This window comes from Candidatus Pelagibacter communis (assembly GCF_001180185.1).
Taxonomy (GTDB): domain Bacteria; phylum Pseudomonadota; class Alphaproteobacteria; order Pelagibacterales; family Pelagibacteraceae; genus Pelagibacter; species Pelagibacter ubique_F.
In genome coordinates this window covers 40,667-54,941 of record NZ_CVSS01000043.1, presented here as the reverse complement: position 1 = coordinate 54,941, position 14,275 = coordinate 40,667, and the positions used below count along the sequence as shown (strand labels likewise).

Below are 14,275 nucleotides of genomic sequence, written 5' to 3'. Positions count from 1 at the left end.
TTGCCATTTATGTTTATGTATAAAAAAATAACAATCCTATTATTTTCAATATTACTCTATCAGAGCTCTTCATTTTCTAAAAGCACTAGTTTTGGTGAATTTGATGCAAGAAATTTGTCAAATTATTTTTCTGGTATAGTCGCTTTTGAAAATCGGAACAACTCAGAGGCACTAAATTTTTTTAACAGTTCAAAGATTTTAATTAATAAGCATGACTCTTTCCTAGAACGTTTTACTATGTCATTGGTCTTAGAAGGTAAAGTAAATCAAGCTGTAAATTTTATTAAAATGAATGAAAATCAAATTAATTCAAATTTTTTCGAAGCATATGTTTTATTAGCTTTAGATAGTGTTAAAAAAAAAAATTTGAAAAAAGCTAATAAAATTTTATTAGATGTTCCAGAATTTTTACAAAAGGATCGATTTAGATTTATAATTTTGAGTTCTTTAAAAAAGCATATTAATGTATTTAGTAGTGGTAAAATTATTAGAGATGGTCAAAATTTTGGTAGCTTATCTCTCATTACTGAAACTTTTTTAAGATGTTATTTGGATGATGATCAAACCAGCTCTTTTTTTTCGAGATTGATTAATAATGTAAAGGCAGATTACTCTAGATATACTTATTTTTATTTAACTTATCTGATAGAAAACAAACTAATTGAGGAAGCAAAAGAAACAGTTGATGACTTAGATTATATAAATACTACTTTATTACTTTCTCAGGGAAAAAGCTGGATAGAGAACAATAAATATGAGGAATTTAAGAATGTATTTTCCTGTGGTAATCAAAATGATGTAATAGGAGAGTTTTTATTTTTAATCTCGAATCTTTATTCATCACAAGATAGATTTGACATATCAAATTTTTATTTAAGTTTATCCAACTATATGAATCCAAAATTTGTTTTTAATTTGTCATTAGTTGCAGAAAATTCTTATTTAAACGGAAATTATGAAAAATCTAAAAAAGTTTTAAAAAATTTCGATAAACATCAAGATCTTTATTATTGGTATAGATCAAAAAAAGAAGCACAAATAATTGTGAAAACTAAAAATAGAGATGAAGGTTTAAACTATATAACTTCAAAATTTCTTGAAATTGAAAACCCTAATAACAAATTTTTATTTGATATTGCTAATTTTAACAAAAATTCAAAAAAGTTTGATCAAGCCATAAAATATTACTCAATGATAATTAATTCTTTAGAAAATAAAAGTTCTTTAAAAGCAGATTTATTGTATCGAAGAGGGGGGACTTTCGAAAGAATGAAAGATTACTCAAGTGCAGATAGAGATTTATTGCATTCTTTGGAAATCAATCCTGATGATGCTTATGTCTTAAATTACTTAGCATACTCTTGGCTTGAGAGAGATTATAAGATTAATGAAGCAATTCAAATGCTTGAAAAGGCTTATACTCAAGAAAATGATGATCCTTATATAATAGACTCGATTGGTTGGGCATATTATTTAATTGACGATTTCATTAAAGCAGAAAAATTTTTAAAAAGAGCAGTTGAGTTGATGCCAGATGATCCGATAGTTAATGATCATTATGGAGATATTTTATGGAAATTAAATAGAAAAATTCAAGCAAGGTATTTTTGGTCAATGGTTTTGAAAATGGAGGACGTTGAGCCAAAATTAATAGAACAAATTAAAGAAAAATTAATTTACGGACCCACAAGCTCTTGATGAGTTATTTTAACATAAAATCTCATGCTAAAATTAATATAGCCTTAAATGTTGTTGGAAAAACAAATGCCCTTCATAAAATTGAGAGTTTAGTGAGCTTTTTAGATCTACATGATAAAATAATGATAAGAAAAATCAGATCTAATAAACATAAAATAAAGTTTAAAGGAGAGTTTTCTAACAATATTAGATCAAATAATACAGTCTCAAACTTATTAAAAATTCTTGATAAAAAGAAATTACTTAAAGACAAATATCAGATTGTTGTGATTAAAAATATTCCAACTAAAGCTGGCCTAGGTGGGGGATCAATGAATGCCGCTAACATTTTAAATTTTTTTATTAAAAAAAAATTTGTGAAGTTAAAACAAAAAGAAGTGGTTAAAATTTTAAGATTAATTGGATCCGATACAATACTTGGCATTTACTCAAAAAATTTAGTATTACAATCTAACAATTCTATCAAAACACCAAAAATTCACAAAAAGATTAATCTTTTACTAGTAAAACCAGATTTTGGCTGCTCCACAAAGAATATTTATTCTGAAGTGAAAAGATATTCCAAGATTAGTTTTAATTTAATCTCAAAAAATATGTTTAACATTAAGCACTTAAAGTACATGAAAAACGATCTAGAAATAGTAGCTTTCAAAAAGTACCCAAAATTAAAAAATTTAAAAAGTTTTTTACTGAAATTACCAAATATTGAATTTGCTAGGATGACAGGATCTGGTTCAGTAATAATTGCTTATTTTAATTCAATTAAAATGTGCAAAGATGCCCAAAAAAAAGTTAAAAAACAGTTTAGAAATTATTGGTGTAAAATATCAAAAACTATATAAATTTATTTTTTTTGTGTTATACGAAAGATAATATTGGGGCGTAGCCAAGCGGTAAGGCACGGGTTTTTGGTACCTGCATCCTAGGTTCGAATCCTAGCGCCCCAGCCACATATGATTAATTTTTTAAATAAATTTTTTAAAACATCAAATAACTTAGATTATATTGTTAAAAGAATTAAAGGCATATCCAAAGATACTCCAGTAAAAAATATTTTTTTATGTATAAACAATTTTTCACCAGAGAGTGAATTAAGATATGTTGGTGGCTGCGTTAGAAAAACAATTCGAAAAGAAATAATTGACGATATTGATCTTGCTACAAATTTAAGCCCACAACAAGTTTGTGAAGCTTTAAAAAAATATAATATAAATTATTATAAGACAGGTTTTGAACATGGCACTATTACTGCAGTAATAGATAATCATAATTTTGAAATAACTAGTTTGAGAGAAGATATAAAAACTTATGGGAGACATGCAGAAGTTAAATTTTGCACTGATTGGAAAAAAGATGCCTCTAGAAGAGATTTTACAATTAATGCAATCTACTCAGACATAGAGGGAAATTTATTCGATCCACACAATGGCAAAGAAGATCTAAAAAGAGGAATAGTAAAATTTATAGGTGACCCAGAAAAAAGAATTAAAGAAGATTATTTAAGAATACTTCGTTATCTGAGATTTTTTTTGGTTTATTCAAATTATAAACATGATTCAAAAATTATTAGATTAATTAAAAAAAATATAAGAGGCATTTCAAACTTATCTAAAGAAAGATTATTAAATGAACTTCAAAAATTTCTTAAGTTTGATGTTTTAATAAGTCTTGCAAAAGATAAATTTTCTTCTAGGCTTTTTGAAATCATTTTTCCACAAATCAAAAATATTCGATTTTTTGTAAATCCAAACAATTTTGTAAAAGAAAAAATTAAAGAGGGAGATTTTATTTTTCTATTATCAGTTTTAATTGTCGATGGAACTGATAATGTAGAGTATTTTCTTTATAAGTATAATATTTCTAAGAAAGACCAGAAAAGACTTGGTGTTATAGATAATTTTTATAGAAATAAAATTACCAGCCAGTCTTTTTCAGAGCGAGAATTGAATAAAATTTTGTATTACCATGGAAAACAAAGTGTTTTAGATATATTAAATTACAGAATATTTACTTCAAAAAAAGCTGAAAAAAAATATTTAGATTTAATAGAAAAATTTCGAACAAAAGTTTTGCCAAAAATACCTATTCAGGCAATAACCTTAAAGGAAAAGTACGATATTCCAGAGGGAAAAAAATTGGGAAAAAAATTGAAAATGATAGAAGAAGAGTGGATAGATAACAATTTTCAATTAACAGAAAAACAAATTACTGACTTAATAAATCGTTAAATATATTTAACGTCAATAATTTCAAAATTTTTTGTGCCTGCTGGAGTTTTAATCTCAACAAGATCTTTTTTATTTTTTCCAATAAGACCTTTTCCAATGGGTGACTGGTAATATATAAGTTTTTGTTTTAAATCTGCCTCATCTTTTCCCACAATTTTATAATTAATTTTTTCACCTGAGTCTAAATTTTCAAGATAAACAGTTGAACCAAAAATTACTTTCCCATCATTACTTAATTTCGTTATATCAATTACATTTGCTCTGGCAATAATATCATTTATTTCAGTTATTCTCCCTTCGTTGTGCGACTGCTCTTCTTTGGCAGCATGATATTCTGCATTTTCTTTTAGATCTCCATGTGATCTGGCTTCAGCTATTGCCGCTACTATTTCAGGTCTTTTTTTTTCCTTTAAATAAATTAATTCTTCTTTTAATTTTTCTAATCCATTTACAGTTATTGGTTCTTTATTCATTTTATTTCCATTTAGCTAAAGGTGGAAGAGACATTAGAATACCTTCAACATTTCCACCAGTTTGTAATCCAAATTTAGTCCCTCTGTCATAAAGTAAATTGAACTCTGTGTATCTTCCTCTTTTGATATACTGAAGTTCTTTATCTTTGTTTGTCCATTTCTTATTGATCTTTCTTCGGATTATTTTATTAAATATAATCTGAAAAGTAATCCCTACATCTCTTACAAATTCGAAATCTTTTTCAAAATTATTTTTTTTATAGTCAAAAAAAATACCCCCAATACCCCTAGCTTCTTTTCGATGAGGTAAATAGAAATATTCATCGCACCATTTTTTATATTTTCTATAATATTCTCTATTGTGTTTATCGCACATTTTTTTAAGAATTCTGTGAAAATCTTTTTTTTCATAATCATCTTTTTGAGAAGGAGTCACATCCATTCCACCTCCAAACCAATGTTGTGTGGTAGATATGAATCTAGTATTAAAGTGCATTGCAGGTATCAATGGATTTTTCATGTGCATTACCACAGATATCCCTGATGCCCAAAATGCAGGATCTTTACTTGCCCCTAAAATATTTTTTTGAAATTTTTTGGGAAATTTTCCGTAAACTTTTGAGAAATTTACACCAACCTTTTCAAAAATTTTTCCATTTTCTAATATTCTATATTCTCCTCCACCTTCATTTTTGCGAGAATTTCTTCTCCAAAATGTTGATTTAAATTTGATTTTATTTTTTTCTAAATTACTTATGTCCTGACAAAAGGCATTTTGTAACATCTTAAACCAATTACCAACTAAATCTTTTTTTAATTCTAGGTCCATACTGTTTGTTTTAAACATTCTGCTAAAATAATTGCTACAGATGAGGCTAAGTTTAATGAGCGTTTATTGACTTTCATAGGAATTTTTAATCTGTTTTTTACTAATTCGTGTATCTTTTTTGGTACACCTGCACTTTCTCTTCCAAATAAAATTGTATCATCTTTCTTAAATTTAAATTTTGTGTAAGATATAGAAGCTTTTGTTGTCATCAATATAATTCTTTGATTTCTTTTAGATTTGAAAAAAATATCAGCGCTTTTAAAAAAATTGATATCTTTTTCATCCATATAATCCATTACAATTCTTTTGAACCTCTTGTCAGATAACAAAAATCCACATGGTTCAATAATTTCTAGTTTTGCGCCTAGACATGAACATGTTCTAATTATTGCAGCTGTGTTTTGAGGTATATCTGGTTCAAATAATGCAATTTTAGGGCCTTGATTTGATGAATTATGTGTCATTCTATCAGTAGTAAATTTAGTATTTTATATTATATGAAATCATATATTAAATAGTTAAAATTATTAAATGTCAGAGAAAAAACCTAAAAGAAGAGAATTTTTATTCACAGCAACCTACGCAATTGGTGTAGTTGGAGCAGGGGTAGTAGCTTGGCCATTAATTGATCAAATGAATCCAGATGCCTCAGTAAAAGCATTAGCAAGCACAGAGGTTGATTTGAGTTCGGTTAAACCTGGTAACACAATAACTATTATGTGGAGAGGTAAACCAGTGTTCATAAGAAGAAGAACTCCTGATGAAATAGCTGAGGCAAGAGCTGTTAATGTTAAAGAGCTGATTGACCCAGAGTCAGATGAAGAAAGAGTAAAAAATCCTGAATGGCTTGTAATGATAGGAGTATGTACTCACTTAGGTTGCGTGCCTTTAAATGATAAAGGCGATTACAATGGCTGGTTTTGTCCTTGTCATGGTTCACACTATGATATCTCAGGAAGAATTAGAAAAGGACCGGCTCCAACAAATATGGAAATTCCAAAGTATGAATTTGTAAATGCTAACACTATTAAAATTGGTTAATTAAAATGAGTGATCACGAATATACACCTAAGTCGAAAGCCGGTAAGTGGTTTAATGATAGATTGCCTCTTCTAACATTAGCTAACCATTTAACAGATTATCCAACACCAAAAAATTTGAATTATTGGTGGACGTTTGGTGGAATTCTCACTTTCTGTCTAATTACTCAAATTATTACGGGTTTGACTTTGGCAATGCACTACATTGCTCATGCAGATATGGCCTTTGATAGTGTAGAGCATATTATGAGAGATGTAAATTACGGTTGGTTAATAAGATATATTCATGCAAATGGTGCCTCTATGTTTTTCTTAGCTGTATATATTCATATTTTTAGATCTTTGTTCTATGGTTCTTATAAAGCTCCAAGAGAAATTATTTGGATTATAGGAATAGTAATTTATTTGTTAATGATGGCTGCAGCCTTCATGGGATATGTGTTGCCTTGGGGTCAGATGAGTTTTTGGGGAGCAACGGTTATAACAAATTTGTTTAGCGCAATACCTTTAGTTGGAGAAGGGATTGTGACTTGGTTATGGGGCGGATACTCAGTAGATAATCCTACTTTAACAAGATTTTTTACTTTGCATTATTTGATTCCTTTTTTAATTTTAGGTCTTGTTGTGTTACATATCTGGGCATTACATGTCCCTGGAAATAACAATCCTATAGGAATTGATGTTAAAAAACCTTCAAAAGATACAGTACCTTTTCATCCATATATTGTGATTAAAGATGGTTTTGCATTATTAATGTTCATGATTGTTTTTGCTTTTTTTGTTTTTTATACACCAAATATTTTAGGTCATGCTGATAACTATATAGAGGCTAACCCTTTAGTTACACCAGCTCATATAGTTCCCGAGTGGTATTTGTTACCATTTTATGCAATCTTAAGATCTGTTCCTGATAAATTATTGGGAGTTATTGCAATGTTATCTGCAATATTTATCTTGGCAGCTTTACCTTGGCTGGATACTTCTAAAATTAGATCAGCAGTTTTTAGACCACTTTATAAACAGTTTTATTGGATATTAGTTGCTGATGTACTTGTTCTTGGATATATGGGAGCAATGCCAGCAGAGGGCTTATATCTATTAATTGCCAGAGTTGCTACGGCATATTATTTTCTACATTTTTTAGTGATCTTGCCAGTACTTGGGTTTAAAGAAAAAACCTTGCCAATACCCCTGAGTATTACTGAGCCTGTTCTGGGAGGAACACCTAATCTGGCAGCTGCTAAAAATAAAGAAAGTTTTAAAGCTTAAAGTGAAAAATTTATTAAGGATTTTATTAGTTTTCATATTTACTCTTAACACTAATAATCTTAGCTCGGCAGAAAAAATTGAATATTTAGAAACTGATTGGAGTTTTAAAGGTTTATTTGGAAAATTTGATAGAAGCGCATTACAAAGAGGATATCAAGTTTACACTGAAGTTTGCTCCTCTTGTCATTCAATGAAATATTTAAGTTATAGAAATTTAGCAGAAAAAGGTGGCCCAGAGTTTTCAGAGGAAGAAGCTAAAGCTATTGCTGCTTCTTTTGAGGTAAAAGATGGTCCTAACGCGGATGGTGATATGTTTTTTAGACCTGGAAAATTATCTGATAAATTTATTATGCCATACGAAAATGTTGAGGCTGCTAAAGCTGCCAATGGTGGGGCATACCCACCCGATATGTCGGTTTTGATTAAAGCAAGAAGTGGAGGTGCAGATTATATATATTCACTTTTACTTGGTTATGAAGATCCTCCAATAGGAGTAAACTTAGATGATGGTGTTTATTATAATAAGTACATGTATGGAAATCAGATTAAAATGTCTAGTCCGTTAACTGATGGAATAGTAGAATATTCGGACGGAACTGAGGCTTCTATTCAACAAATGTCTAAAGATGTAACAACTTTTCTAATGTGGGCAGCTGAACCTCATTTAGAGGCTCGTCATCAAATGGGTTTTAAAGCCATAGTGTATTTGATTATTTTAACAACTCTAGTTTATTTTAGTATGAAAAAAATATGGTCACGTATTGAAACGGAAGTTTAAAACATCACCGTCATTCACTATATAATCTTTACCTTCAAGTCTCATTTTACCATTAGTTTTTGAATTTACCCAACCATTGTTAGAGATAAAATCTTCATACGAAACTGTTTCAGCTCTAATAAAACCTTTTTCAAAATCACTATGAATTTCACCTGCAGCCTTTGGAGCTGTCGAATTTTTTTCAATAGTCCAACCTCTCGTTTCTTCAGGCCCAGAGGTGAAAAAAGTTTCTAATTCTAATATTTTGTAACCTTTTTGAATCAATAAATCTAATCCAACATTTTTTAGTCCAATCATTTCCATATAATTTTTTTTTTCATCATTTTCTAATTGGTTAATTTGATTTTCAATATCAGCAGAAACAATTAATGTATTTTCTTTCCCGTATTTTGTCATAAATTTCTTAGTATATTCATTTCCATTTTGAATACTTTTTTCATCTACATTACAAACAAAAATTTTTGGTTTGATGGATAACAAACCACTTTGATTAATTAGCTTTTTATCAAATTGCTTTTTAAGCAAAGACAAATCACCTTCATTATCAATTGAATTTTGAACAATTTTCAAAATCTTTAACTGTTTATCCTCAATATTTTTCTTATTATTTTTTTCTAGCCTTTTTTGTATGGAGTCTAAATCTGCCAACTTCATTTCAGTTTCGATAATTTCTAAATCTCTTATTGGATCAACTGTTGGGTTTACATTTTGAATATCTTTAGAGTCAAAACATCTTATTAAATGTATTATAGCATCTACTTCTCTGATATGTGATAGGAACTTATTTCCTAAACCTTCACCTTTAGAAGCTCCTTTAACCAATCCTGCAATATCTACAAATGAAATTGTTGCATTAATAATTTTTTTAGAATTAGATACTTTTGCAAGATTGTTTAGCCTTTCATCAGGCACTGATACTATTCCAATATTGGGATCAATCGTACAAAATGGGAAATTAGCAGCTTGAGCTTTATCTGAATTTGTTAATGCATTAAACAAAGTTGATTTACCTACATTTGGTAAACCAACTATTCCACATCTTAAATTCATTACTTATTATTAACAGTGCTAGAAAATAAATCTAATTTTTTCTTGATTAAATCCCCAATGGAGTCTGTGATATTTTCTGTAATCTTATTTATATTAATTTGCTCATCTTCATCAAAGTTTTGTAAAACATAATCTGCTGTTGAAATTTGATTTTTCGGCTTTCCAATTCCAACTCTTACTCGTGAATATTCTTTACCAATAAATTTATCAATAGATGCAATTCCGTTATGACCTGCGCTAGATCCTCCAAACTTTGCTTTAATTTTTCCAAACTCAATATCAAGATCGTCATGAAATACGACTACATCTTCAGCATCAAATTTGAAATATTCTAATAATTCTCTGATACAGACCCCTGAATTGTTCATGAAAGTTAAAGGTTTAATTGCATAAATTTTTTCACCTTCAATATTGCCTGTAGTAAGTAAGCCTTTAAATTTTGGTTTTTGCTTTGATAAACTAAATTTTTTATTAATTGCATCTATAATTTTAAAACCAACATTATGTCGATTATTTTCACTATCTGGTGTGGGGTTGCCAAGACCTACAAATAACAGCATAAATTTTATTGGAATTTTAATTTCAATTTAATTGATTACTTTTTTTCTTCTGCAGGTTTTTTATCTTCACCTTCTTTTTTATCACCTTTAGCTCCTTCAGCCGCTGGTTTATCTCCGTCTACCGCCGCTGTAGCTTCCGTTCCTTCAGTAGCGCCCTCTTCTCCTTCAGCGCCTTCAGCTTCTGCTGGTTTTTCAGGTTCTTTCATGACTGTTGGAGCCGCTAATGTTGCAATTACAAAATCCCTACCTTGAATAGTTGGAACTACTTCGTTATCTAATTTAACGGATGAAATTTTAAAACTCTCGCCAATGTCTATTCCGTCTAAATCTAATGTTAATTTTTCAGGTATTTTTTCACTTGGGCATTTTAGTTCAACTTTTCTTCTTACAATGTTAAGCACGCCACCTCTTTTTAGACCAGGTGATTTTTCGTGATTTACAAATTCTACAGGGACTTCTATTCTTATCTTTACTCCAGGGACAATTCTTAAAAAATCTACATGAATTGGCTCATCAGTCAAAACATCATATATTACTTCTCTTGGAAGTACATTTTGGCTTTTGCCATTTACTGAAAGTGTGATTATGTTTGATAAAAAATTTTCTTTTTCAATAGCGGTTTTTAATACTTTTTTTGATATGGAAATTTTTTCATTTTCTTCTTTACCACCATAAATAATAGCTGGAACATTTCCGCTACTTCTTATAGCACTAAGCTGACCCTTAGTTTTGTTGTCTCTTATAATTGCGTCTAATGAAATCATAAAAACACAGGTTTTTAACCCATGTTGATAAATAATCAAGGTAATTATTTAAATAAATCTGAAACTGAAGTTGAATTAGATATTCTTTTTATAGCTTCTCCCATAAGGCCTGATATTGGTAAAACTTCAACATTCTTTGTACTTTTAACTTTTTCACCATTATCAATTGTATCTGTGATTACTAAATTTTTTATAACAGAATTCTTAATTTTTTTGACTGCATCTCCACTAAGAACACCATGGGTAATATAAACATAAACTTCTTTTGCGCCTCTATCTTTTAGCGCTTTTGCCGCATTAGTTATAGTTCCACCAGAGTCAATTATGTCATCAACTATTATACATGTTTTGTCTTTTACATTACCAATAACATTCATTACTTGCGACTGGCCAGGTTTAGGTCTTCTTTTATCAACAATTGCCAAACCTACATTTAATAATTTTCCTAACGCTCGTGCTCTCTCTGTTCCTCCAACGTCAGGTGCAATACAAATTATATTTTTACTTTTTATTTTTTTCTTTATGTGTCTTGCAAATATTGGTGTTGCAAAAAGATTATCAACTGGAATATCAAAAAATCCTTGAATTTGACCTGCGTGTAAATCGACTGTTACTACTCTATCTGCCCCAGCTTTTGTAATCAAATTTGAAACTAGTTTAGCTGAAATTGATGTTCTTGGAACAACTTTTCTATCTTGTCTTGCATAACCAAAATAAGGAATTACCGCAGTAATATTTTTTGCCGACGATCTTTTAAGAGCATCTATACACAATAGTAATTCCATTAAATTGTCATTTGCGGGAGATGAAACGGACTGAATTATAAAAATACTATTTCCTCTAATATTTTCATTTATCTCTATATAAATTTCTCCATCAGAAAATTTCTTTATACTTGAATTGACAAGTTTTGACTTTAAATACTTTGCAATATTTTTGCTGAGAGGTCGATTGCTATTTCCTGTTAATAGTTTCATTAAAAATTTAATTAATCATAATTATTGATATATTTCTACCATAATCATTATGTTTATCCTTTAAAGAATATCTTGCACTAAAAAAATTATTTTTTTTATTAAAAGTATCAACATTTATTTGATCAATATTTTTTACTTTATTTAATTTAACTTGTTTTTTTACGTAATTTGGTAAATCAAAATAAATCTGGCTTTTTTTAGTTTTAAAGAATTTTTTATTATTTCTATCTTTTTTAATAAATTTAGTTTTAAATTGTTCTCTTACTTCATAACTTTTTCTTTGAATACAAGGACCAATAGCAACTGTCATGCTTTTAGGGTTGCAATTTTTTTTTAACATATATTTAATAACCTTTTTTACTATATCTTTATATGCCCCACGCCAGCCAGCATGTATTACAGCAATTATTTTTCTTACATTGTCATAAATTAAGATAGGCACACAATCAGCAGTTAAAACTGCAATTGGCAATTTTCTTTTTTCACTAATTATTGCATCAGCTTCAATACTTCTATTTCTTATATTAGAATTTTTACTTAAATACACAAATTTATTACTATGTATTTGTTTAACTAAAAAAATTTGTCTAGAATTTGTTCTTAATTTAGATTTTACAATATTTAGATTTTTTCTTATATTAATTTTTTTATCTTTAGAGCCAATCCCGCAATTTAAACTTTTATATATACCTTTCGAAATGCCACCATTTTTATTAAAGAAACCATGTTTTATCTCAGAAAACTTAGACAATTTTTTAGATCTAATCAATTTTGAAATCCTATATCAGATTTATTTTCAGAATTTTTGATTAACATAACTTTGAATATTTCTCCCATCTCATTTTTATCTGTTAATTTTTTGAGTCTATAAAAAATATTTGCTTTTTCTTTAAAAGATTTGTTTTTACTGATAATTTCTGCTCTATGATAAATACCTAAATTAGCTAAAAAATTTCTCTGAGAGGTGTAACAGGTATTTATATTAAAGTTTTTTTTTGAAATTTTATCAATTAAGTAAAAATTGATATGGTAGGTAATATCTGATTTTCCAAGATTTTCCAAAATCTTTGAAAATTTGTGTTTGTAAATCGCTTTGAGGGTATTTTTCATTTTTTTTTCAAAATATCCATAATCAATGATTAAAAGTCCACCTTTATTCCTCTTTATTATTTTGAGAATATCATCTAGATATTTTAAGGCTATAGGTGAAAATTCAATGAAATTTTGACCCTGTGAAATATTGAAATTTAACTTTTTATCTAAAGTTTTAATAAAAACTTTTTTTTGTGTGAAACTGATTTTATTTTTTGAAGATATTTTTACAAATTTTTCATACCAAGTATTATTTTTTTTTAGATATTGTTTTACTGGAATAGCATCAAAAAACTCATTTGCAATAAATATACTTGGAAGTTTATTTATTTTATTGAAACTTTTTACCCATTTAACATCTTCATTGTTGATATTTTTTTTTTGCTTTTTTGATAATTTTGGACTTTTTTCATAAATTAAGATGTTACATGCTTTTAAAAAAGTTGGAAATTTCTTAAAGCTTTCAATCATAACTTTAATCATTTCTCCATTACCTGCTCCTAATTCTACTAGATTAAATCTTTTAGGAGAGCCCATACTTTTCCAAAAACTAATAGTCCAAATTGCTAACATTTCTGAGAAGAGTCTTGAGACATTTGGTGCAGTAATAAAATCACCTGTTTTGCCAAATGGATTTTTGGTCATATAATATCCATTTTTTTTATCGTAAAGACAATAATTTATAAATTTATCTAGTGGTATATTATGTTTTTTTTTGAGTATCATTCATGAAATAGTAAAGAAAAAGACCTGCAATAAAGAATACAATACTTATTACTTGTCCCATAGTTAAGTTTAAAATTAAGTATCCTAATTGATCATCAGGCACACGAAAAAATTCTATAATAAATCTAAAAAATGAATATGAAATTAGGAATAAAGAAGATATTTTTCCTGGAATTCTATTTTTTTCTTTATTCCAAAAAAACAGTAAAAGTATAAATAATATTACTCCTTCAAATAATGCCTCATAAATTTGAGAGGGGTGTCTATACAGGTCGTCTATCTGCATGAAATTCACACCCCAAGGTAATGAAGTTTCATGACCGTATAACTCTGAATTTATGAAATTTGCAATTCTACCAAAAAAAATTCCAATTGGAGATACTAATGCGATACTATCTAAATATTCAAAAATATTATCATTATTTTTTTTTGAGAAATAAAAACTTGTAATAATAATTCCTACAACTGCTCCATGGAAAGACATTCCGCCTTTCCATATTTTTAATATTTCAAAAATATTCTCTAAGTAATAATCTAAGTTGTAAAATAACACATATCCTAATCTGCCTCCTATTATTAGACCGACTATTACATATGTTATATAATCATCAAATTTTGTTTTGATATTTTGTGATACAAAATATTTTTTCGCTAAATACCAACCTATTATTATCCCAAATATATAAGCAAATGAATACCAATGTATCTCAAATGAGAAAATTTGAATTGCTACTGGGTCAAAATTATTAATGAACATTACAAATTATATTTGTAAGATATAAATATATTAA

Annotated in this window: 16 protein-coding genes and 1 tRNA gene; 7 read left to right on the top strand and 10 right to left on the bottom strand. The window is 28.2% G+C overall.

Translation table 11 applies throughout. From position 1 onward, the window contains the following. Positions 1–15: 15 nt before the first annotated feature. The 4 genes from AMN95_RS03065 (at position 16) to AMN95_RS03050 (ending at position 3,926) form a co-directional block, all read left to right on the top strand. Positions 16–1,698, top strand: a complete 1,683-nt coding sequence (locus AMN95_RS03065) for a tetratricopeptide repeat protein (RefSeq protein WP_075522514.1) — start codon at positions 16–18, stop codon at positions 1,696–1,698. Continuing rightward, positions 1,698–2,540: a GHMP family kinase ATP-binding protein gene (locus AMN95_RS03060; protein WP_075522513.1), complete on the top strand. Its 843-nt coding sequence runs from the start codon at positions 1,698–1,700 to the stop codon at positions 2,538–2,540. The genes AMN95_RS03065 and AMN95_RS03060 overlap by 1 nt, the downstream gene beginning before the upstream one ends. Before the next feature lie 34 nt (positions 2,541–2,574). After that, positions 2,575–2,648, top strand: a tRNA-Gln gene (locus tag AMN95_RS03055). A gap of 3 nt (positions 2,649–2,651) precedes the next feature. Further along, on the top strand, positions 2,652–3,926 hold the full coding sequence (locus tag AMN95_RS03050; protein WP_075522512.1) for a tRNA nucleotidyltransferase/poly(A) polymerase family protein: 1,275 nt from the start codon (positions 2,652–2,654) through the stop codon (positions 3,924–3,926). Here AMN95_RS03050 and greA read toward each other — a convergent pair. The 3 genes from greA to AMN95_RS03035 are packed head-to-tail and all read right to left on the bottom strand — an operon-like array spanning position 3,923 to position 5,692. After that, positions 3,923–4,399: a transcription elongation factor GreA gene (greA, locus tag AMN95_RS03045; RefSeq protein WP_075522511.1), complete on the bottom strand. Its 477-nt coding sequence runs from the start codon at positions 4,397–4,399 to the stop codon at positions 3,923–3,925. The two genes, AMN95_RS03050 and greA, sit on opposite strands and share 4 nt — an antisense overlap. A 1-nt stretch (position 4,400) precedes the next feature. Continuing rightward, a complete protein-coding gene (hemF, locus tag AMN95_RS03040) occupies positions 4,401–5,228 on the bottom strand; it encodes an oxygen-dependent coproporphyrinogen oxidase (protein ID WP_075522600.1) in 828 nt (275 codons plus the stop codon). After that, positions 5,219–5,692: a tRNA (cytidine(34)-2'-O)-methyltransferase gene (locus AMN95_RS03035; protein ID WP_075522510.1), complete on the bottom strand. Its 474-nt coding sequence runs from the start codon at positions 5,690–5,692 to the stop codon at positions 5,219–5,221. Before AMN95_RS03035 ends, hemF begins: the two co-directional genes overlap by 10 nt. Positions 5,693–5,759: 67 nt before the next feature. Here AMN95_RS03035 and petA point away from each other — a divergent pair, with 67 nt between their 5' ends. The 3 genes from petA to AMN95_RS03020 are packed head-to-tail and all read left to right on the top strand — an operon-like array spanning position 5,760 to position 8,315. Further along, positions 5,760–6,269 (top strand): ubiquinol-cytochrome c reductase iron-sulfur subunit, encoded by a 510-nt coding sequence (gene petA, locus AMN95_RS03030; protein ID WP_075522509.1) that lies wholly within the window; start codon positions 5,760–5,762, stop codon positions 6,267–6,269. A 5-nt stretch (positions 6,270–6,274) separates the two neighbouring features. Next, complete coding sequence (locus AMN95_RS03025) at positions 6,275–7,537, top strand: cytochrome b (RefSeq protein WP_075522508.1); 1,263 nt, start codon at positions 6,275–6,277, stop codon at positions 7,535–7,537. A 1-nt stretch (position 7,538) separates the two neighbouring features. Continuing rightward, positions 7,539–8,315 (top strand): cytochrome c1, encoded by a 777-nt coding sequence (locus AMN95_RS03020; RefSeq protein WP_075522507.1) that lies wholly within the window; start codon positions 7,539–7,541, stop codon positions 8,313–8,315. Here AMN95_RS03020 and ychF read toward each other — a convergent pair. From ychF to lgt, 7 genes are read right to left on the bottom strand one after another with little or no spacing between them, the layout of a single operon-like run. Continuing rightward, a complete protein-coding gene (gene ychF, locus AMN95_RS03015; protein WP_075522506.1) occupies positions 8,292–9,365 on the bottom strand; it encodes a redox-regulated ATPase YchF in 1,074 nt (357 codons plus the stop codon). The two genes, AMN95_RS03020 and ychF, sit on opposite strands and share 24 nt — an antisense overlap. Next, a complete protein-coding gene (gene pth / locus AMN95_RS03010; RefSeq protein WP_075522505.1) occupies positions 9,365–9,925 on the bottom strand; it encodes an aminoacyl-tRNA hydrolase in 561 nt (186 codons plus the stop codon). Before pth ends, ychF begins: the two co-directional genes overlap by 1 nt. A 35-nt stretch (positions 9,926–9,960) precedes the next feature. After that, positions 9,961–10,689 carry a 50S ribosomal protein L25/general stress protein Ctc gene (locus AMN95_RS03005; RefSeq protein WP_075522599.1) on the bottom strand — a complete coding sequence of 243 codons (729 nt, stop codon included), beginning with the start codon at positions 10,687–10,689 and terminating at the stop codon, positions 9,961–9,963. A gap of 44 nt (positions 10,690–10,733) precedes the next feature. Next, positions 10,734–11,666, bottom strand: a complete 933-nt coding sequence (locus tag AMN95_RS03000) for a ribose-phosphate pyrophosphokinase (protein WP_075522504.1) — start codon at positions 11,664–11,666, stop codon at positions 10,734–10,736. Between the two features lie 7 nt (positions 11,667–11,673). Continuing rightward, on the bottom strand, positions 11,674–12,435 hold the full coding sequence (gene pgeF / locus AMN95_RS02995; protein ID WP_075522503.1) for a peptidoglycan editing factor PgeF: 762 nt from the start codon (positions 12,433–12,435) through the stop codon (positions 11,674–11,676). After that, positions 12,432–13,484: an SAM-dependent methyltransferase gene (locus tag AMN95_RS02990; RefSeq protein WP_075522502.1), complete on the bottom strand. Its 1,053-nt coding sequence runs from the start codon at positions 13,482–13,484 to the stop codon at positions 12,432–12,434. Before AMN95_RS02990 ends, pgeF begins: the two co-directional genes overlap by 4 nt. After that, positions 13,462–14,241, bottom strand: coding sequence for a prolipoprotein diacylglyceryl transferase (lgt, locus tag AMN95_RS02985; protein ID WP_075522501.1), 780 nt, complete (start codon positions 14,239–14,241; stop codon positions 13,462–13,464). The genes AMN95_RS02990 and lgt overlap by 23 nt, the downstream gene beginning before the upstream one ends. Positions 14,242–14,275 lie beyond the last annotated feature (34 nt).